Below are 18,449 nucleotides of genomic sequence, written 5' to 3' on the forward strand. Positions count from 1 at the left end.
CGGCACCGTACGCCATCCGGGGGCCGGCGGTATCGCCCGCGGGGGTGACGCGACAGCGGGCGGCCCGATGGTGCAGGATGTGCCGGTTGCGACGAGAACGCGTACGTCTGCCGCTCAGCCGAAGGCCGAGGGGGGCGGCGCCGGGGACGGCCTGGCGTCCGCGTCGCCCACCGGGGCCGCGCCGCCGGTGAAGTCGGCCAGCGCCCGCCCGTGTTCGACGCGTCCGGGATGCGGATCGGTCGCCACCCGGCGGGTCAGTTCCGCGACCTTCAGCGGCAGGTCCGAGGCGAGCAGCACGGCATTGCCGAAGCGCCGGCCGCGCCACACGGTCGGGTCGGCGGCGAGCGCCAGTTCCGGGAAGACCGTGGCCGCGGTGGCGATCTGGCCGCGCAGATGGGTCAGCGGCGGCCCGTCCGCGAGGTTGGCGACGTAACTCCCGCCGGGTTTCAGGACCCGGCGGACCTCGGCGAGGAATTCGGTGCTGGTGAGGTGCGCGGGGGTACGGGCCCCGCTGAAGACGTCGGCGATGACGAGATCCGCCCAGCCGTCCTGGAGCTTCCCGAGCCCGGCGCGGGCGTCGGTGGCCCTGACCCGGATCCTGGCCTGCGGGTCCAACGGCAGTTCGCGGCGTACGAGTTCGACGAGTGCGGCGTCCACCTCGATGACCTGCTGGGTGGAGCGGGGCCGGGTCGCGGCGATGTAGCGGGCGAGCGTGAAGGCGCCGCCGCCCAGATGCACCACGTGCAGGGGCTGTCCGGGAGGTGCGACGAGATCGGCGATGTGGCCGATCCGGCGCTGGTATTCGAAGGACAGGAACGTGGGGTCGTCCAGGTCCACATGGGACTGCGGGGCGCCGTCCAGCGTCAGCGTCCAGGCGCGCGGCCGCTCCCGGTCCGGCACCAGCTCGGCGAGGGAGCCGTCCACCGGTTCGGCGAGGGGTTCCGTCCTGCGTCCGGCGCGCCCGGCACCGCGTTCGGTCCTGTTCTCGGCCTTGCGGTCGGACCGCTTACGGGCGCCCGCGCCCCCGCCCGACCCTCCTCGACGTGCCACCGCTGCTCGTGCCTGCTCACTGCTCTTCGCTCCGGGCCGGCATGGAACCGGCCGTGCCGGGGAAACCCGCCCACCTGCCCATTATGGGCGCGTGGCCGGGCAGCCGGCGTTCAGCGGCAGCTGTCGGCCGCCTCGATCAGCCGGGCCGCCTGGTCGAGGGCGGCCCGCAGCACGGCCGGGTCGGTGACCGGGGCGTCGTCCTCGGGCGGCAGCAGCCAGCCGCTGCCGGTGACCGGCGGCTCGGCGGGGATGCGCAGCCCGCGGCCGGCGGTACGGGTGCAGGCGCTGCCCGGTACGTCCCATGCCTCGGCGGTCCCCGGCGGGACGAGGAAGCCGAGGGTGTCGCAGGTGCCGTCGTGCAGGACCGGGCCGATGCCCTGCTCGGTGTCCCGGCGCAGGATGTCCACGGCCTCCAGGCCCTGGCGGGCCGGGACGGTCACCAGGTCGCAGGGCTCGGCCCCGTGGCCTTCCGTGAATGCGGGTGCCGTGGCACCCGTCGCGGCCGGGGTCGTCGCAGTCGTCCGTGCGTCGGTCTCCGTGCCGGGATGCAACAAGGGACCTCTCCTCTCATCGCCGGGCGGAGCCGGTTTCCGTCTCCGCATGGACCAACGCGCCGACTGCGTCAAGGGCTACGGTGCCACGCCGCCGCAAAGGGTGGCAGTTCATGGCGGATCGTGGGCGAGATGCACTGATTTGACGGAAATCGCTCCGTGTGTGACCCGTCACAGCAGGTACGTTCTTGCTCCGCCGGGACACCCGGAAGCAGGAACCCCGGCTGCGGAAGAGAGGTTCCGGTCCATGGTGTCGACAGGGGCAGTTCCCAACCTCGCCTTCCGGCGGCTGCGCGGACAGCGCTCCGCCGGGGAGTTCGCTGCCGCGGTACGCAGATCCGCCCGCGAGATCGGTGAGCAGGTCGCGTGCGACGCCCGGTACATCGGACGCGTGGAGTCCGGGGAGATCCGCTGCCCCAACTACGCGTACGAGCGGGTCTTCCTGCACATGTTCCCCGGGACGACCCTGGCGGACCTGGGCTTCTCGCCGCGCGAAACCGTGCGCGGCCGGGCGGCGCGGGCCACCGCCGAAACCCCACCGCCCCCTACGCTCCACAGCGACACCGACGAGGAGAGCGACGTGCTGCGTCGCGTATTCATGACGAGCGGCACCACCGCGATGGCGACCGCGACCCTGGGCCCGGGCGGCACATCCGCCGCGGCCGCCGCCCCGCCCGACCCGCGCCGGGTCGGCGAGCGAGAGGTCGGCGCCGTCGAGAAGGCGGTGCGGCAGATCCGGCTGCTCGACGACCGGCACGGCGGCGACGGCCTGTACCGCAGGGCGTCCGGGCCGCTGCGGGCGGCGTACGCGCTGCTCGACTCCGGGACGGCCACCAGGCGCTCCACGGTCGACCGGCTGCATGCCGGAGCGGGCGAACTGGCCATCTCGGTGGGCTGGCTGGCCCATGACTCGGGCCGGTTCGAGGACGCCCGCTCGCACTACGCGGAGGCGCTCGCGACGGCCCGGGTGGCCGGCGACGCGGCGCTGGAGGCGCACGCGTTCTGCAACACCTCGTTCCTGGCCCGGGACACCGGGCGGCCCCGTGAGTCCGTGCGCGCGGCGGAGGCCGGGCAGCGGGTGGCCCAGCCGCTGGGCTCGCCCCGGCTGCTGGCACTGCTCGCGCTGCGCGAGGCGGGGGGCCGGGCCGGGCTCGGGGACCGTACCGGCTGCGAACGGGCGATCGGCCGGGCGCACACCGCGTTCGGGCGTGGCCCTCGCGACGCCGATCCGGAGTGGATGAGCTTCTTCCGGGAGGCGGAGCTGGAGATGCTGGAGGCGCAGTGCTGGTCGGCGCTGGGCGACTGGAAACGGGCGGCCCGGCACGCGCTGCGGGCCACCCGGCTCCAGGACCCGCACTTCACCCGGAATCTGGCGCTGTACCGGACCGAGCTGACCTGGGACCTCGCCCGCGCGGGCCGGGCCGCGGAGGCGGCCGCGGCGGGCCATCAGGTGCTGGACCTGCTGGACCGCGTCCGGTCGACCCGCATCCGGTCAATGCTGGCGGAGGCGACGGGGGTGCTGATGCCGCAGCGGGGCGTGGCGGAGGTGCGGGGCTTCCTGGAGCGGTACGCGGAGCTGACCGGGGCCGCCACGTAGGGGCGTCCGGTCTACCGGTCCAGGTGGCCGGTGTCGTTCCAGCGCTCGATCGCGGGCGCGCCGTAGGCCCATCCCAGCACCGACAGCGACGTGGGATCGAGCCGGACGCGCGCCGCGAACGACACGTCCTCGCCGAGCCACCGCGCGCCCAGCGCCCGCAGGATGTGGCCGTGGGCGAAGACCAGCACATCGCGGTCGGCCGAGCGGGCCCATGCCACGATCTCGTCGGCGCGGGCGGACAGCTCGGCCAGGGTCTCGCCCTCCGGCACCCCGTCGCGCCAGATGAACCAGTCCGGACGGATCGCCTTGATCTCGGCCGGGGTCATCCCCTCGTACGCCCCGTAGTCCCACTCCATGAGCGCGTCCCACGGTTCGGCACGGTCCCCGAATCCCGCGATCTCGCAGGTCTCCCTGGCCCGCAGCAGCGGGCTGGTGCGCACTTCGAGGCCCGGCAGCTGCGCCCACGGCCCGCGCCGCAGCCGTTCGCCGAGGAGCTTCGCGCCCGCACGGCCGGTGTCGAGCAGTGGGATGTCCGTCCTGCCGGTGTGATTGCCCTTGACGGACCATTCCGTCTGGCCGTGGCGGGCGAGCAGGATACGCGGTGCCATGACGGCTCTCCCTGAACTGAGATCTGAGACCGGAGATCGGGACGAGGCGGATCATCCGGTTTTCCCATCATCTCGCACATGATCGCGAGGCAACCTCCGGGGCCCGACGGGCGTCCCACTCTGCGCGGAGAAATCTTTGGACCGACTGCCGGTCGGTCCCACGCACACGGGGGCTCCGGAAAGGACCCCCGGGGAACCCCGACCGATCCACACCGTACGGTTGAACGCCCGCCGTCGGTCGCATGAACACATGATGGAGAGCTTCCGGATGCAGCATGCCAGCACCGCACCCGTGCCGCGCCCGAGGCCCCGTTGGTGGACCGAGCTGCCACTGCTGGCCCTGGTGTACGGGGCCTACTCGGCGGGCCGGCTGGTGGCGCGCGGTGACGTGTCCACCGCCATCGACCACGGCCTGAGCATCCTGAGCCTGGAGAAGACGCTCCACATCAACCTCGAACATCCGCTCAACCGGCTGCTCACCGCGCACCCCTCGATAGGCATACCCTCCGACTTCGCGTACGCGTCGCTGCACTACCTCGTCACCCCGGCCGTCCTGATCTGGCTCTTCCGCCGCCGCCAGGAGGTGTACCGCCGGGCCCGCACCTGGCTGATGACCTCCACACTGCTCGGCCTGATCGGCTTCACGCTGCTGCCGACCTGCCCGCCCCGGCTGCTGGAGGCCCGGTACGGCTTCGTCGACACGATGGCCCAGTACAGCTCGTACGGCTGGTGGGGCACGGAGGCCAGCGCCCCGCGCGGCATGGGCGGAATGACCAACCAGTACGCGGCGATGCCGAGCCTGCACGTCGGCTGGGCGCTCTGGTGCGGCATCCTGCTCTGGCGCCACAGCAAGAACCCGTACGTCCGGGCCGCGGGCATCGCCTACCCCCTGATGACCACGTTCGTGGTGATGGGCACGGCCAACCACTACCTCCTCGACGCGGTCGCGGGCGCCGCCGTGATGGGCGTCGGAGCCCTGCTGGCCCGGCCCGTGATGCGTCTCGCGGACCGGATCAGGGACCGGGTCGGAGCCCGCTTCCCGCGGATCGCCCCGGACGCGAAGTCCCCGATTGTCAGTGCCGGATGCAAGACTTCCGCGGGTGAGCGAATCCCTGGCCAGCGGACCACCTCCGCAGACTCCACCGACGCCGCGGCATCGGCCGACGCAGACGCCTCGGCCGGTCGCGCACCCCGGACCGATCCCGGCGCCCGCGCACGAGCGGGAGCGGCCGGCGACGACGCTCCGGCAGCGGCTCGCTGAGCTGCGGGGACCGGCCGTCCCACCGCGTCCGCTGGACGCCCGCGCGCTGGCCGCCCTCGCCGCCAACCCGGGCTGCCGGCGCCGCGCCCTGCTGGACGGCGCCGGGGTGGACAAGGGCGCGCTGGCCGCGGCGCTCGGTTCGCCGGCCCCCTTCGGGCAGTCGCAGTTCGCCTTCGTCCGGGGCAACGCCTTCGAGGCCAGGGTCAAGGCCGACGGCGGTACGGAGCTGATGCGGCTGCTGTACGAGCGCCTCGGCGGCGGTGGCCCGGCACCGGACGAGGTCTCGGTGCCGGATCTGACCGCGGCGGGCCCGGAGGGCCGCGCCGCGCGTACGGCGCTGGCGCTGCGGGAGGCGACCGCGGCGGGCGGCTGGGCGCTGCTGGACCACCCGATGCTGGCCCTGGAGGTAGCGGGCTCCCCCGCCTATCTGGAGCCGGACGCGGTGGCGGTGCACCCCGACGGCACATGGACGGTCGTCGAGATCAAGTCCTTCCCCATGGTCGACGGCTCGGCCGACGCGGCGAAGGTCGGCGCGGCGGCCCGGCAGTCCGCCGTCTACGTGCTGGCGCTGGAGCGGATCGCGGAGCTGACCGAGGGCGCCGAGGTCGGCCACCGGGTGCTGCTGGTCTGCCCGAAGGACTTCTCCAACCTGCCCACCGCCTCGGTCGTCGACGTGCGCAAGCAGCGCGCGGTCACCCGCCGCCAGCTGACCAGGCTGACCCGGATCGAGGACATCGCGGCGGCCCTGCCCGAGGGCACCACCTTCGACCCGGAGTGCCCCCGGCCGCAGCTCGACGCCGCGGTGGAGGCGGTCGGCGCGGCGTACGCCCCGGAGTGCCTGGCCGCCTGCGAGCTGGCCTTCCACTGCCGGGCGAAGGCCCGCGCGGCCGGTGCGGTGGAGGCGCTGGGGCGGAGTGTGCGCGGTGAGCTCGGCGGGCTGACCACGGTGGGCGAGGTGCTGGCGGCGGCCGCGGGCAAGGAGGGCGACCCGGCGGACCCGACGGTCGCGGCCCTGCGGCGCGCGGCGGCCCTGCGCGCCGAGGCGCTGGAGGGCGGTCCGGCATGTCGCTGATCAGCACCCTGGCCCGGCTGGAGGCCGTGGAGAGCGGCCGGGCGCAGCCGATGGCGACGGTCCGGCACCGCCATCTCACCGACCGGCCGCTGGTCCTGGTCCCGCTGACCACGGCCGGTGAGGCGGGCGCCCCGCTGGGCGCGCTGGTCGGGACGGACCGGGAGGCGCCCAGGCTGCTGGCGGTCTCCCAGCCGCGCGACCGGGATCTGCGGTTCGCGTTCCTCGCCGAGCTGGCCGAGGCGGTGCTGCCGCACATCGAGGCGTACGAGGATGTCGTCGAGCCTGCCGAGCGCAACGAGACCGATCCGGAGACCGGGAAGAAGGCCAAGGTCGAGGTCGAGCTGTGCGCGGACGCGCCGCAGCTGATCGTGCCGAGCCGGGCGGGCATCGAGTTCGTACGGCTGCTGGGCCGCTCGATGCGGTTCCGGCGTACGGCCGAGGACGATCCGGACACCCCGTATCCCGCCCCGGCCCGGGTTCCGCTGCTGGGCCGCTGGCTGACGCACTACGGGGAGCGGGCCCGGGTGCCCGGCTCCTCGCTGCTGCTCGCCGCGACCGATCTGCTGAACCGGCACTGGGCGACCGGGCAGAGCAGCCTGGAGGATCAGCATCTGGGCGCGCTGCTGGCCTGGATCGACGCCCCGGCGGGCGAGTCGGGGGCTTCGGCGGCGCTCCGTGCGGAGCTCGACCGGGACGGCGGCGGGCAGCTGCTGTGCCCGCCGGCCGGTCCGGCCACCGACCCGGCGTTCGACAACCGGCTGCTGGCGCCCGCCATCGAGAAGTACGACCGGGCGCGCACCTCGCTCGCGGCCGCCGAGGACGGGCTGGCGGCCGATGCCCGGCTCGGTGAGCTGACCGCCGCCGAGCGGGAGATCCGGGCGCTGCTGGCCGGCGTGATGCGGCCGACGTGGGACGCGGTGTGGCGGGGGCTCGACCTGCTGAGGGAGCTCCCCGAGGGGTCCAGGTCCGAGGACCGCTGGACCAGGGACCGCTGGTCGTTCACCGGTCACCGGGACCGGGTGCGTTCCGGGGAGCCGCCGCAGCCGCGCCGGGACGACGCGGTGACGGCGGCGCAGAAACTGGCCTCGCGGGAGACGGCCCAGGCCCAGCTGGAGGCCCAGGAGGCGCTGGACGATCCGCTGGTGCTGGCCGGGCGGCGGCTGGCCGGTGAGGCGTTCGTCGCGGAGGTGACGGAGGTGGTGATGGCGTACAGCGAGTCGAAGCGCCCCTCACCGCGCCCGCTGGTCACGGTCCGTACGGACGAGCGCCCGCACCTCGGCGAGCGCACCAAGGTGTACCGCTCGCTGGACGGCAAGCCGCAGACCGCCGAGTTCGTGGAGTACGCCGAGCCGGCGGACGGGGGCGCGCCCCGGCTGGTGCTGCGGATCACCGACCGGATGGGCCGGAGCAAGGAGCCGGCCCCGGGTTCGGTGCCCGAGCCGGGTGACCGGATCGCCTGGACGCTCTTCGAGCACGATCAGCGCGGCGGCCCGAAGCTGCCGGACCCGGAGGAGACGCCCTGGACGCACGGCGGCCCGCCGGGCGCCGCCGCCGGGCATGCCGAGAGCCCCGATCCCATGACCGCGGAGGACCTTCTGTGACGGCCGTATTCGACCCGGGCGCCCAGGCCGCGCGGGCGACCGACGCGATCCTCGCCGACACCCTGCGCGGTACGTCGCGCGGGATCGTGGTGGACTCCCCGCCGGGCGCGGGCAAGTCCACGCTCGTGGTGCGCGCCGCGCTCGAACTCGCTTCGGCCGGGCATCCGTTGATGGTGGTCGCGCAGACCAACGCCCAGGTCGACGACCTGGTGGTCCGGCTGGCCGAGAAGGACCCGGGGCTGCCGGTGGGCCGGCTGCACAGCAACGACACGGACCCGTACGACAAGGTGCTGGACGGCCTGGCCAACGTACGGAAGTCGGCGAAGGCCGGCGATCTCGCCGGGCTCGACGTGGTCATCTCGACCGCCGCGAAGTGGGCGCATGTGAAGAACGTCGAGCCGTGGGGCCACGCGATCGTGGACGAGGCGTACCAGATGCGTTCGGACGCGCTGCTGGCCGTCGCGGGGCTCTTCGAGCGGGCGCTGTTCGTGGGCGACCCGGGCCAGCTGGACCCGTTCTCGATCGTCGGCGCGGACCAGTGGGCGGGGCTCTCGTACGACCCGTCCGCGAGTGCGGTCTCCACGCTGCTCGCGCACAATCCCCAACTGCCGCAGCACCGGCTGCCGGTGTCGTGGCGGCTGCCCGCGTCCGCCGCGCCGCTGGTCTCGGACGCGTTCTACCCGTACACCCCGTTCCGCAGCGGTACGGACCACGGTGACCGGCGGCTGTCGTTCGGGGTCGCTTCCGACGGCTCGGCCCCCGACCGGGTGCTGGACGAGGCCGCGGAGTCCGGCTGGGGCCTGCTGGAGCTCCCGGCCAGGCACACCCCGCGCACCGACCCGGAGGCGGTACGCGCGCTGGCCCTGGTGGTGCGCCGGCTGCTGGACCGGGGCGGCGCGGCGACGAGCGAGCGTTCCCCCGACCCGGTTCCGGTGACGGCGGACCGGGTCGCGGTCGGCACCGCCCACCGCGACCAGGCCGCGGCGGTACGGGCGGCGCTCGCGGAGCTGGGTGTGACGGGCGTCGCGGTGGACACCGCCAACCGGCTCCAGGGCCGCGAGTTCGATGTGACGGTGGTCCTGCACCCGCTCTCCGGCCGCCCGGACGCCACCGCCTTCCACCTGGAGACGGGCCGGCTCTGTGTGCTGGCCTCGCGCCACCGGCACGCCTGCATCGTGGTGTGCCGGGCGGGCGTCACCGAGCTGCTGGACGAACACCCGTCCACGGAGCCGGTCCAGCTGGGCGTCACGGTGAAGTTCCCGGACGGCTGGGAGGCGAACCACGCGGTGCTCGCGCACCTGGCGGAGCACCGGGTGGCCTGGCGCCCGTGACCGCCGCGCCGGCTCATGGACCGCCGGTGCCCGTGACCGCCCCTCCGGGCCCTCTTGCGGGACGTTGGACAATGGAGGGTGGCCATCGGGCCCACCCAAGGAGGAAACACCACATGCCACAACCCGAGCGGAACGAGCGGCAGCGGCTGCGCCCCGCGCCCCTGCTCTTCGAGCCGTCGGCGGCCGTCGCCGATCCCGAGCACTTCTTCGATCTGGAGTCGATGGACGATCCGAAGGAGTTGCTGTCCCGCGCCACCGAGCTGTCCCTGGCGTTCCGGGCCGCGACCGACCGCGCGGTCGAGTTCCAGGCGATCGCCGCCGCCCAGCTCGCCGATCCGCGCCGGTTCGACCGGCTCACGACCGCGGACATCGCGCGGCGCGCGGAGTGGACCGAGGACTACGCGAAGAAGATGGTCGAATTCGGCCGGAGCCTGCTGGGCGGTTCCGCGCCCTGACGGTCGCACGGACCCGGGGCCGGGCCGCCCGGCCCGCCCGGTCCTGACTCCGGGTAGAACCAGTGGCATATGCCCGAGCGCAAGATACTCCTCTCCACCCCGGCCTGTCCCGGTTTCCGGCAACTCTCGGAATCCGCTCGATCACTCCAGGTAGACATGCCCGTATGACCGCATGGCTGCCCGACAACTCGACCCTGCACCACGGCGACGCCTCCCACCACGGCGCCGATGTCTTCGCCGTTCTGCGGAACCAGGCCACCAACCAGACGGCTCACGTCACGGCGGCCGGTGCCGCCTGGCTGGCCGGCGCCGCCGCGTACCCCCGCTCCACCCTGGCCCAGTGGGAGGCGCATCCCTCCTCGCCCGGGGTGCTGCCGTGCGGGTCGGCCTTCGACGTGGTGAACGTGCCCACCCTGTTCGGGCGCCGGATGCTGGAGCACCTGTGGTCCGACGGCCCCGGCTCCGGACCGGTGGCCACGCACCGCGGCCGGATGCTGCTGTTCGCCTCGCCCGGCACCGCCCAGCGGCTCCCCTCGCTGCTCGACTGGGAGGAGTGGGGCGGCGGCCCCGAGCCCCGGGCCGCCATGGGCCCGCGCGGGCACGACGACGAGGGCGACGGGGACAGCAAGGTGCCGCCGCTGCTCTGTCACGGCACCGGCGACGCGGTGACCGTCCCGCCTCTGACCTGCACCTCCACCACGCCCGGCCCCCGCTGGCTGGTCGCCCCCGACACCCGCAGCCCCTGGCTGCCGGGGCCCGATGTGCTGCTCTGGGCCTGTGTGCGGGTGACCAGGTCGGCGCCCTCGTCGGCGGCCAGGAATTCGATTTTTCCTACCGCCGATCCGGATGCTAATGTCTACGACGTCAGCAGGCGCCGCTAGCTCAGTTGGTTAGAGCAGCTGACTCTTAATCAGCGGGTCCGGGGTTCGAGTCCCTGGCGGCGCACAGACGGGAGAAGCCCCCTCGCGAGAGCGAGGGGGCTTCTTCGTTCCCGGGGCGGGGCCCTATGTTCCGGTGGTGATCCGGACGGTCCAGGCGCCCGACGGCGTCCGGTCGGCGACCTCGACCTTTGTGTGCCCGCCGGGGATGCTGTACGTCTCACCGACCCGCAGCGGGGCGTCCGCGAGCGGCGCGTAGACCGAGCGGTCCCAGCAGGCGTCGGTGTGGGGGTGGGTGTCGAGGACCTCGACCGGGCCGCCGCCGGACGGGGTTTCGTTGCGCACCCGGTAGAGCAGGACCCCCTCGGTGCAGGTCGTGCTGTCGTTGCCGGTGGCGCTGCGGGCCTCGATGGCCACGGCGCTGTCCTCGCCGGTCCTGATCACCGCGAGCCGGGTGCCGATGGAGGCGCCGGGTTCGGGCGCGGCGGCCATGGGCTCCAGGGTGATGTCCCGGTTGCTCTGGACGCAGATCACCTGTCTGCGGTCCAGCCAGCCGAGCTTCCACTTGTGCCAGCCGAAGAAGTCCGGCGCGAGTCCGAACTGGCTGCCCATCACGTCCCAGTCGCCGACGTAGGTGTCCCAGTCGCCCTTGCCGTCGGACGGCCGGTGGTAGAGGTCCGGCAGGTCGAAGACGTGCCCGGTCTCGTGGGCCAGCACATTGCGGTCCGGCGGGTGCTGTTCGAAGACGGTGACGACGCGGCGGATGTCCGTGCCGTCGGCGCGCAGCGGCTGGTCGAAGTTGACGACCTTGGTGGCGTCGGAGTCGACGCCCGGGGCGTCCGGGTCGGCGACCAGATAGACGATGTCGTACCGGGAGAAGTCGACCTTCGGATCGGCGGTGGCGACGGCGTCGCGCAGATAGCTGCTGCGGCGCTCGTTGTCCCAGTCACGCCGTATGGCGTACTGGTCGGACGTCTTCGGCATCTGGAGCCACTGCCGCATCGGGTGCGGGCGAAGGTCGAACTTGCCGTACGAGGCGCGCCGGAAGAACTGGCCGGTGGCGGGGAAGTAGTCGGCGGTGAGCTGGGCGGGGTCGGCGGCGGGACGGTGGTCCGGGAAGGAGAGGAAGACCATGACCGCGTCGAGGGGGTGGTCGGGCCGGGGGTAGGCGCCGTTCCAGTCGCTGACGCCGAGCGAGTGGTGCGCCTCGGTCCGGGGCAGGGCGCAGGGGCCCGCCTCTCCGGTGGCGGCCACGGCGGGCCCGGCGACGAGGGAGGTGGCGACGAGCGCCAGGAGGGAGGTCGCGGCGGCGGCCACACCGCGCAGGCTCGGTCTCTCCACTCCCCCGGTCCTGCGCTGGCGCGGCACATCCACCTCCGGGAGCGAACTGCGGTCACCCACTCACCCTGTGGTGGTTCGAGGCTTTCGTCCTGTTGAGCTGCCCCAGTCGAGTAAGCGGCCGACCGGGGCCCTCACCCTCACGGAAAGTCACAATCGATCATCGAGGTACCGCAGGGGAACACAATCACTCGGAAATGATCGGTTACGGGCAAATCGGAACCACGCGTGAATGACCCATGCGGGGCGCACGCGGGGCGTGGAAGGGTCGGGCGCTGGAACGGCCGACGCACCAGCCTCTATGCTTCACCAGGCTTTCCCGCGTGGTTTCCGCCTCCGACCCAGGCGTTCCACGCGGCGGGCCAGTCCGGCCACACCTGTTCAGGACAGAACTGCACGGCGGGAGCGAACGGTGAGCGGAACCTCCGAAGGGCCCGGGCCCACGGCGGGCACACCCAGGCATTCCGCAGGACCGGCGACCACGGAACGTCACACTCCGTGGTCGCCCGCCGGGGCCGGTGGAACCGAGCCGCACGGCTACCGGGCCGCGTTCCTGGCCGCCACCCTGCCGATGGCCGTCGTCGATCACGAGGGCCTGGTCGTCACCGCCAACGAGGCCCTCGGCGTCCTGCTCGGCAGCTCCGCCGCGGCGCTGACCAGCCAGTCCGCGGCGGATCTGCTCGACCTCGCGGCGGACGGCCGCACCTGGCACGCGTACCGCGAGGTGCTGCACGGGCGGCGCTCACGGTTCCGCCGCACCCACCGGCTCAAGCACCCCGACGGGCGGGCGCTGTGGGCCGAGGTCACCGTCGTACCGATGCCGGAGCAGGAGGCCGGTGCATCCGACGGTGCCGGGCCCCGCCGGATGCTGCTCTCCGTCTCGGACATCAGCGACCGGCGCGAGCTGCAGAAACGGCTGCGTCATCTTCAGATGCACGACCCGGTGACCCGGCTGCCCAACCGGACGCTGTTCTTCGAACGGCTCTCGGCCGTCCTGGAGACCTCGCCGTACGACGACGGCACCTCCGGCCACGGCCGGGTCGGGCTCTGCTACCTGGATCTGGACGGCTTCAAGGCGGTCAACGACACCATGGGCCACCGGATCGGCGACCGGCTGCTCGCCGCCGTCGCCGCCCGGCTCACCGACTGCGCGGCCCAGGGCGGCCCGCACCGTGACGGCGCCCATCTCGTGGCGCGCCTCGGCGGCGACGAGTTCGCGATCCTGGTCGAGGACTCGACCGGCACTCAGCAGCTCACCGACCTGGCCCGCACGGTCCTCGCCGCGCTCCAGCAGCCCTTCGACCTGGCCGGGCACCGGCTCTCCGTCTCCGCCTCGATCGGGGTGGTGGAGCGGGCCGTGACCGGCACCTCGGCCACCGGCCTGATGCAGGCCGCCGACACCACGCTGTACTGGGCGAAGGCGGACGGCAAGGCCCGCTGGACGGTCTTCGACCCGGAGCGAAACGCCCACCGGATGACCCGGCAGACGCTCTCGTCCACGCTGCGCCCCGCCGTGGAGCGCGGCGAGTTCACCATCGAGTACCAGCCGCTGGTCGGCATGGCCGACGGGGTCGTGCGCGGGGTGGAGGCCCTGGTCCGCTGGAACCATCCGCAGTTCGGCATGCTGTCGCCGAATCGGTTCGTCGCGATCGCCGAGGAGGACGGCTCGATCGTCCAGCTCGGCCGGTGGGTGCTCCAGTCCGCCTGCCGCCAGGCCCGGCGCTGGCAGCTGGAACACCCCGCCGATCCGCCGCTGTTCATCAGCGTCAATGTCGCCGTGCGCCAGGTCTGGGACTCCGACCTGGTCACCGATGTCGCGGAGATCCTCGCCGAGACCGGCCTCGATCCCTCGCTGCTCCAGCTGGAGCTGACCGAGTCGGCGGTGATGGGCTCGGCGGGCCGGCCGATCCAGGCCCTCCAGTCGCTCAGCGAGATGGGAGTGCGGATCGCCATCGACGACTTCGGCACCGGCTACTCCAACCTCGCCTATCTGAGCCGGCTGCCGGTCTCGGTGCTGAAGCTGGACGGTTCGTTCGTGCGCGGCTTCCGCTACGACGACGGCGCCCACCCCTCCCCGGCCGACGAGACGATCGTCGAGGCGATGGTGCAGCTGGCGCACCGGCTGGGCCTGACCGTCACCGCGGAGTGCGTGGAGACGGCCGGCCAGGCGGAACGGCTGCGCAGGATCGGCTGCGACACCGGGCAGGGCTGGCTGTACTCGCGCGCGGTCGCCCCGGAGCGGATCGCCGAGCTGATCGGCGCCCGCCCGATGAAGCACTGACACCACCGGAGCCGGCGCGCTCCTCGGCCCCGGGCCGGGTCAGGCCGTGGGCAGCCCGTACGCGTCCGCGATCAGTTCGTAGCTGCGCAGCCTCGCCTCGCCGCCGTGGGCGTTGGCGGTGATCATGAGTTCGTCGGCGCCGGTGCGCTTGGCCAGGCCGTCGAGGCCGGTACGGACCTCGTCCGCCGTGCCGTGGACGATGTTGGTGAGCCAGCTGTCGACGAACTCGCGCTCCATCGGGCTGAAGGAGTACGCCTCCGCCTCCTCGGGCGTCGGGACCAGGCCGGGGCGGCCGGTGCGCAGCCGGACCATGGACAGGGCGCCGGTGAGCACCTGGCGGCGGGCCTCGCGCTCGTCGTCGGCGGCCAGGGCCGAGACGCCGATCAGGGCGTACGGGGCGTCGAGCACCGCGGACGGCCGGAACGACTCCCGGTACAGGTCGAGCGCCGGCACCGTGTTCTGGGCCGAGAAGTGGTGGGCGAAGGCGAAGGGCAGCCCGAGCACACCGGCCAGCCGGGCGCTGAAGCCGGAGGAGCCGAGCAGCCAGACCGGCGGGCGGGCCGGCGACTGAACGCCGCCCTCGGCCGTGGCCTGGACCGGGCCGGGGACCGCGTGGATACGGGCGTAGGGGTGGCCGTCGGGGAAGTCGTCGTCCAGGAACCGGGTCAGCTCGGCGAGCTGCTGCGGGAAGTCGTCGGCGCCCTCGTTCAGCCGGTCGGTGCGGCGCAGGGCGGCGGCCGTCGCGCCATCGGTGCCTGGGGCGCGGCCGAGGCCGAGGTCGATGCGGCCGGGAGCCATGGCCTCCAGGGTGCCGAACTGTTCCGCGATGACGAGCGGTGCGTGGTTGGGCAGCATCACGCCGCCGGAGCCGAGCCTGATGCGCTCGGTGTGCGCGGCGAGGTGGGCCAGGATCACGGCGGGCGAGGAGGAGGCGACGCCGGGCATGGAGTGGTGTTCGGCGACCCAGTAGCGGTGGAATCCGCGGCGCTCGGCGAGCTGCGCGATGTCCACGGAGGTGCGCAGCGCCTGGGTGGCGGTGCGGCCCTGTCCCACGGTCACCAGGTCCAGCACGGAGAGCGGAACGGTGGCCGTTCCCTCCGCCTTGCCACGGATCTCGTCGCCTCGAATCTCGTCCACGTCCTGGCCTCTCCGGTGATGCGCCTGCGTCGGGCCCGTACATCCGACCCGTCCGTCCTCAAGCGCGTAACAGGAGGTTGTCTCCGCTTATTCCCCGTCCGCCTCCGGGCAGGAACGGATCGCGAGGACGGATCCTGGAACGGACCGCGGGGACGGGCCACGGCGGGGCGTTTACCTTGCGGGCCATCCCCGTTTCCCGCCGTGTGCGCGTTCCCGGCCCTCGCCCCAGGCGACCACCGGGGCCGGGGGCGCCTCCCGGGCCGCGAAGATCCGGCCCAGCCTCGGGGACCACGCGCGGCGGCCGGCCAGGCGGAGGCCCTCGCGGACCGTGACCTGGTTGCCGGTGAGGACCGGTTTGCCGAGGAGTTCCTCCAGCTCCGCCTCGTGCCCGGCGGTGTGCAGTGCGGTGTCGGGCAGCAGCACCGCGTCCGCCTCCGGCCGGTCGGCGGCAACGGCCAGCTCCTTCACCCGGTCCAGATCCCAGGCGGCGGCCTCGGCGGCCGATCCGAGCGCGGTGGCACGGGTGACGGCCACATCGAGGCCCGCGGCGTGCAGGAACTCGGCGAACAGGTCGGTGATCCGCTCCGGGTAGGTGGAGGCGACGGCGATCCGGTCGGCGCCCAGCTCCCGTACCGCGTGGGCGAAGCCGAACGAGGTGCTGGAGGCGGGCACACCGGCGGCGCGGGCCAGGGCGGCGGTCTGTTCATGGGCGCCCTCCCAGCCGTACAGGAAGCTGCCGGCGCCGCTCGCCCAGACGACGGCCTCGACCCCGGCGCGTTGCAGCTCCGCCACCCCGGCGGCCAGGTGCTCGGGCGAGCCGGTCCGGAGCAGCGCGTCGATCCGGTAGGCGTCGTCGTCGACTTCGGTGCGGTTCACCACCAGCCGGACGGCGTCGAGCAGGATCTCCATCCGCGGGAAGTCGTCCTCCGCGAAGTGGCCCGGGTAGAGAAATCCGACGGTCGTCATGTCCGCCCTTCCTGTTGCTGTCCGGCCTTCCCGCCGCTGCCCGGCCCTCCCGTTCCTGTCCGGGCTTCCTGTCCCGGTTGCGGCCTTCCTGTCCGGTCCTCCCGTTCCTGTCCGGCCGACGGCCGCGACCTTTCACCCCGCCCCATCCAAGTATTCCCCCATATGTCGTGACCTCTGCTGTGGCCTGTTGACGGGGGCGGAGGCGGGTGCGAGCGTGGTCGCACCCGCCTCCCGGGCGCACGCGCACCTCCCCGTACGCACGAGCACCCCCAGACGCAGCGGAGCGACCGTCCCTCATGTCAGAGCCCACCCTGCTCGTCCTGGACACCGGCCCGTCGCCGCGCCTCGGCCGGCTGACCGGCCGGGCCCGGATCCGCTACACGGACGAGGCCGGACTCGCCGCCCGGCTCCCTGAGGCCGATGTGCTGCTGGTGTGGGACTTCGCCTCCGACGCGGTACGGGAGGCATGGCCCGGCGAGGGGCCGCGCCCGGCCTGGGTGCACACCGCGAGCGCGGGCGTGGACCGGCTGCTGTGCCCGGAGCTCACGGCCTCCGACACGGTGCTGACCAACGCCCGCGGCATCTTCGAGCGGCCCATCGCCGAGTATGTGACCGGCCTGGTGCTGGCGTTCGCGAAGGACCTCCCCGGCACGCTGGAGCTCCAGCGGCGACGGCAGTGGCGCCACCGCGAGAGCGTCCGGCTCGCGGGCAGCCGCGCGGTGGTGGTCGGCGCGGGCCCGATCGGGCGGGAGATCACCAGGCTGCTGATCGCGCTGGGGGTCCAGGTGGCGCTCGTGGGGCGCACGGCGCGGCGCACCATCCACGGCACCGAGGACCTGGACCGGCTGGCCGCCCTGGCCGACTGGGTGATCTGCGCGGCCCCGCTGACCGGGTCGACCCGCGCCATGTTCGACGCCCGGTTCTTCGGGCTGATGCAGCCGTCGGCCCGCTTCATCAATGTGGGGCGCGGGCCGCTGGTCGTCGAGGACGATCTGGCCGAAGCGCTGCGCAGGCGCTGGATCGCGGGCGCGGCGCTCGATGTGTTCGAGCAGGAGCCCCTGGGGCCGGAGAGCCCGCTGTGGGACGTACCGGATCTGATCGTGTCGCCGCACATGAGCGGCGACACGGCGGGCTGGCGGGACCGGCTGAGCGAGCAGTTCGTGGCGATGTACGAACACTGGGCGGCCGGGGAGCCCCTGCCCAATGTGGTGGACAAGCAGCGCGGTTACGTCCCCGTGCGGGAGCCGGGCGAGTAGGCGGCCGGGCCCGTCCGCTCCGGCCGGACCGGACTCGGGAAGGTCACATTCCGGCCACCTTTCGGTTACATGCTCTCGCTTCCTGCATAGACGTCCGGGATCGGGCAGGCGCCTGACCTGTCCGGACTGTTCGATCCCTCCAGGAGATTGCGAACCATGGCTGACTTCCCGAACCTGTCCCGCCGGGGCTTTCTGAACCGATCGGCGGCCGTGGGCGGCCTGCTCGTCGTCCCCGGCCTGCTCTCCGCGTGCAGCAAGACCGCCGCGGGCTCCGCGGACGGTGCGGGTGCGCTCGAAAAGCTCCGCAAGCAGGGCTTCGTCCGGGTCGCGTACGCCAACGAGGCCCCGTACGGCTATCTGGAGGGCAAGCAGCTCAAGGGCGAGGCACCCACGCTGCACCGGGAGATCTTCAAGGCGCTCGGCGTCGACGAGCTCAAGCCCACCCTCTCCGAGTGGGACGGTCTGATCCCCGGACTCCAGGCGGGCAAGTACGACGTGGTCAGCGCCGGAATGGCGATCACACCCGAGCGCTGCGCCAACGCCCTGTTCTCCGAGCCCGAGTTCATCTCGCCGACCGCGCTGATGGTGAAGAAGGGCAACCCGAGGAAGGTCACCGACCTGGCGTCCGCGAAGGCCGCCGGGATCACCGTCGGCGTCATGTCGGGCGCCGTCGAGGGCAAGTACGCCGAGGGCGCCGGCATAGCCGGCGACAAGGTCAAGACGCTGCAGAAGCCGCAGGACGGCGCCGACGCCGTCAAGGGCGGCCGGATCGACGCGTTCCTGCTCACCGGCATCTCGCTGCGCTGGCTGGCGAAGACCAACCCGGAGACCGAGGTCACCGAGCCGTTCGTGCCGGAGCTGGACGGCACCAAGCAGTACAGCCCCGGCGGTGCCGTCTTCCGCAAGGGCAACGAGGATCTGCGGGACGCCTTCAACCGCGAGCTGAAGAAGATCGTCTCGGACCGCTCGCGCTATGTGTCGCTCCTCCAGGAGTACGGCTTCTCCGCCACCGAGCTCCCGCCGGCCACGCTGAAGACGGCCGATCTGTGCAAGGGCTGACGGGGACG

General features: G+C 73.3%; 15 protein-coding genes, 1 tRNA gene and 1 pseudogene. 11 read left to right on the forward strand and 6 right to left on the reverse strand.

The features are described from left to right. Positions 1 to 114: 114 nt before the first annotated feature. Positions 115 to 1,050, reverse strand: coding sequence for a spermidine synthase (locus ACFVH0_RS18030; protein WP_385821234.1), 936 nt, complete (start codon positions 1,048 to 1,050; stop codon positions 115 to 117). Between the two features lie 110 nt (positions 1,051 to 1,160). Next, a complete protein-coding gene (locus ACFVH0_RS18035; protein WP_385821236.1) occupies positions 1,161 to 1,604 on the reverse strand; it encodes a hypothetical protein in 444 nt (147 codons plus the stop codon). A 244-nt stretch (positions 1,605 to 1,848) separates the two neighbouring features. Between ACFVH0_RS18035 and ACFVH0_RS18040 the strand changes: the two genes are divergently transcribed. Then, on the forward strand, positions 1,849 to 3,198 hold the full coding sequence (locus tag ACFVH0_RS18040; protein ID WP_385821238.1) for a tetratricopeptide repeat protein: 1,350 nt from the start codon (positions 1,849 to 1,851) through the stop codon (positions 3,196 to 3,198). Between the two features lie 11 nt (positions 3,199 to 3,209). On the opposite strand, the gene ACFVH0_RS18045 is transcribed toward ACFVH0_RS18040, so the two are convergent. After that, complete coding sequence (locus tag ACFVH0_RS18045; protein WP_385821240.1) at positions 3,210 to 3,806, reverse strand: histidine phosphatase family protein; 597 nt, start codon at positions 3,804 to 3,806, stop codon at positions 3,210 to 3,212. Between the two features lie 268 nt (positions 3,807 to 4,074). Here ACFVH0_RS18045 and ACFVH0_RS18050 point away from each other — a divergent pair. The 7 genes and pseudogenes from ACFVH0_RS18050 to ACFVH0_RS18080 all read left to right on the forward strand — a co-directional run. After that, a pseudogene (locus tag ACFVH0_RS18050) lies at positions 4,075 to 4,725 on the forward strand (phosphatase PAP2 family protein); the annotation flags it as partial. Between the two features lie 181 nt (positions 4,726 to 4,906). Continuing rightward, positions 4,907 to 6,139, forward strand: a complete 1,233-nt coding sequence (locus tag ACFVH0_RS18055) for a hypothetical protein (RefSeq protein ID WP_385821242.1) — start codon at positions 4,907 to 4,909, stop codon at positions 6,137 to 6,139. Next, a complete protein-coding gene (locus tag ACFVH0_RS18060) occupies positions 6,130 to 7,740 on the forward strand; it encodes a hypothetical protein (RefSeq protein ID WP_385821244.1) in 1,611 nt (536 codons plus the stop codon). Before ACFVH0_RS18055 ends, ACFVH0_RS18060 begins: the two co-directional genes overlap by 10 nt. Continuing rightward, a complete protein-coding gene (locus tag ACFVH0_RS18065; protein WP_385821246.1) occupies positions 7,737 to 9,071 on the forward strand; it encodes an AAA domain-containing protein in 1,335 nt (444 codons plus the stop codon). The genes ACFVH0_RS18060 and ACFVH0_RS18065 overlap by 4 nt, the downstream gene beginning before the upstream one ends. Positions 9,072 to 9,184: 113 nt before the next feature. Further along, entirely contained in the window at positions 9,185 to 9,526 is a 342-nt protein-coding gene (locus ACFVH0_RS18070; protein ID WP_385821248.1) for a hypothetical protein, read from the forward strand. 164 nt (positions 9,527 to 9,690) lie between these two features. Beyond that, on the forward strand, positions 9,691 to 10,407 hold the full coding sequence (locus tag ACFVH0_RS18075; RefSeq protein ID WP_385821250.1) for a hypothetical protein: 717 nt from the start codon (positions 9,691 to 9,693) through the stop codon (positions 10,405 to 10,407). Then, a tRNA-Lys gene (locus tag ACFVH0_RS18080) sits at positions 10,398 to 10,471 on the forward strand. The genes ACFVH0_RS18075 and ACFVH0_RS18080 overlap by 10 nt, the downstream gene beginning before the upstream one ends. A 59-nt stretch (positions 10,472 to 10,530) precedes the next feature. Here the strand turns inward: ACFVH0_RS18080 and ACFVH0_RS18085 are convergent. After that, a complete protein-coding gene (locus tag ACFVH0_RS18085; RefSeq protein ID WP_385821252.1) occupies positions 10,531 to 11,745 on the reverse strand; it encodes a M6 family metalloprotease domain-containing protein in 1,215 nt (404 codons plus the stop codon). 409 nt (positions 11,746 to 12,154) lie between these two features. Here ACFVH0_RS18085 and ACFVH0_RS18090 point away from each other — a divergent pair, with 409 nt between their 5' ends. After that, positions 12,155 to 14,023, forward strand: coding sequence for a putative bifunctional diguanylate cyclase/phosphodiesterase (locus ACFVH0_RS18090; RefSeq protein WP_385821254.1), 1,869 nt, complete (start codon positions 12,155 to 12,157; stop codon positions 14,021 to 14,023). 39 nt (positions 14,024 to 14,062) lie between these two features. Here ACFVH0_RS18090 and ACFVH0_RS18095 read toward each other — a convergent pair whose 3' ends face one another. After that, positions 14,063 to 15,160, reverse strand: a complete 1,098-nt coding sequence (locus tag ACFVH0_RS18095; RefSeq protein ID WP_385821256.1) for an LLM class flavin-dependent oxidoreductase — start codon at positions 15,158 to 15,160, stop codon at positions 14,063 to 14,065. A 171-nt stretch (positions 15,161 to 15,331) separates the two neighbouring features. After that, positions 15,332 to 16,126 carry a decarboxylase gene (locus ACFVH0_RS18100; RefSeq protein ID WP_385821258.1) on the reverse strand — a complete coding sequence of 265 codons (795 nt, stop codon included), beginning with the start codon at positions 16,124 to 16,126 and terminating at the stop codon, positions 15,332 to 15,334. A gap of 296 nt (positions 16,127 to 16,422) precedes the next feature. On the opposite strand from ACFVH0_RS18100, the gene ACFVH0_RS18105 reads away from it, so the two are divergent. Beyond that, positions 16,423 to 17,382 carry a D-2-hydroxyacid dehydrogenase gene (locus ACFVH0_RS18105; RefSeq protein ID WP_385821259.1) on the forward strand — a complete coding sequence of 320 codons (960 nt, stop codon included), beginning with the start codon at positions 16,423 to 16,425 and terminating at the stop codon, positions 17,380 to 17,382. Positions 17,383 to 17,538: 156 nt separating this feature from the next. Next, the gene (ehuB, locus tag ACFVH0_RS18110; protein WP_385821260.1) at positions 17,539 to 18,441 is read left to right on the forward strand and encodes an ectoine/hydroxyectoine ABC transporter substrate-binding protein EhuB; all 903 of its coding nucleotides are present in this window, start codon (positions 17,539 to 17,541) and stop codon (positions 18,439 to 18,441) included. Positions 18,442 to 18,449 lie beyond the last annotated feature (8 nt).

It is taken from the genome of Streptomyces sp. NPDC127117, from assembly GCF_042677325.1.
Classification (GTDB): Bacteria; Actinomycetota; Actinomycetes; order Streptomycetales; family Streptomycetaceae; genus Streptomyces.

Coding starts and splice junctions, on each gene's coding strand:
- ACFVH0_RS18060 (WP_385821244.1), top strand. CDS start 6,130: ATGTCGCTGATCAGCACCCTGGCCCGGCTGGAGGCCGTGGAGAGCGGC.
- ACFVH0_RS18070 (WP_385821248.1), top strand. CDS start 9,185: ATGCCACAACCCGAGCGGAACGAGCGGCAGCGGCTGCGCCCCGCGCCC.
- ACFVH0_RS18040 (WP_385821238.1), top strand. CDS start 1,849: ATGGTGTCGACAGGGGCAGTTCCCAACCTCGCCTTCCGGCGGCTGCGC.
- ACFVH0_RS18045 (WP_385821240.1), bottom strand. CDS start 3,806: ATGGCACCGCGTATCCTGCTCGCCCGCCACGGCCAGACGGAATGGTCC.
- ehuB (WP_385821260.1), top strand. CDS start 17,539: ATGGCTGACTTCCCGAACCTGTCCCGCCGGGGCTTTCTGAACCGATCG.
- ACFVH0_RS18075 (WP_385821250.1), top strand. CDS start 9,691: ATGACCGCATGGCTGCCCGACAACTCGACCCTGCACCACGGCGACGCC.
- ACFVH0_RS18100 (WP_385821258.1), bottom strand. CDS start 16,126: ATGACGACCGTCGGATTTCTCTACCCGGGCCACTTCGCGGAGGACGAC.
- ACFVH0_RS18105 (WP_385821259.1), top strand. CDS start 16,423: ATGTCAGAGCCCACCCTGCTCGTCCTGGACACCGGCCCGTCGCCGCGC.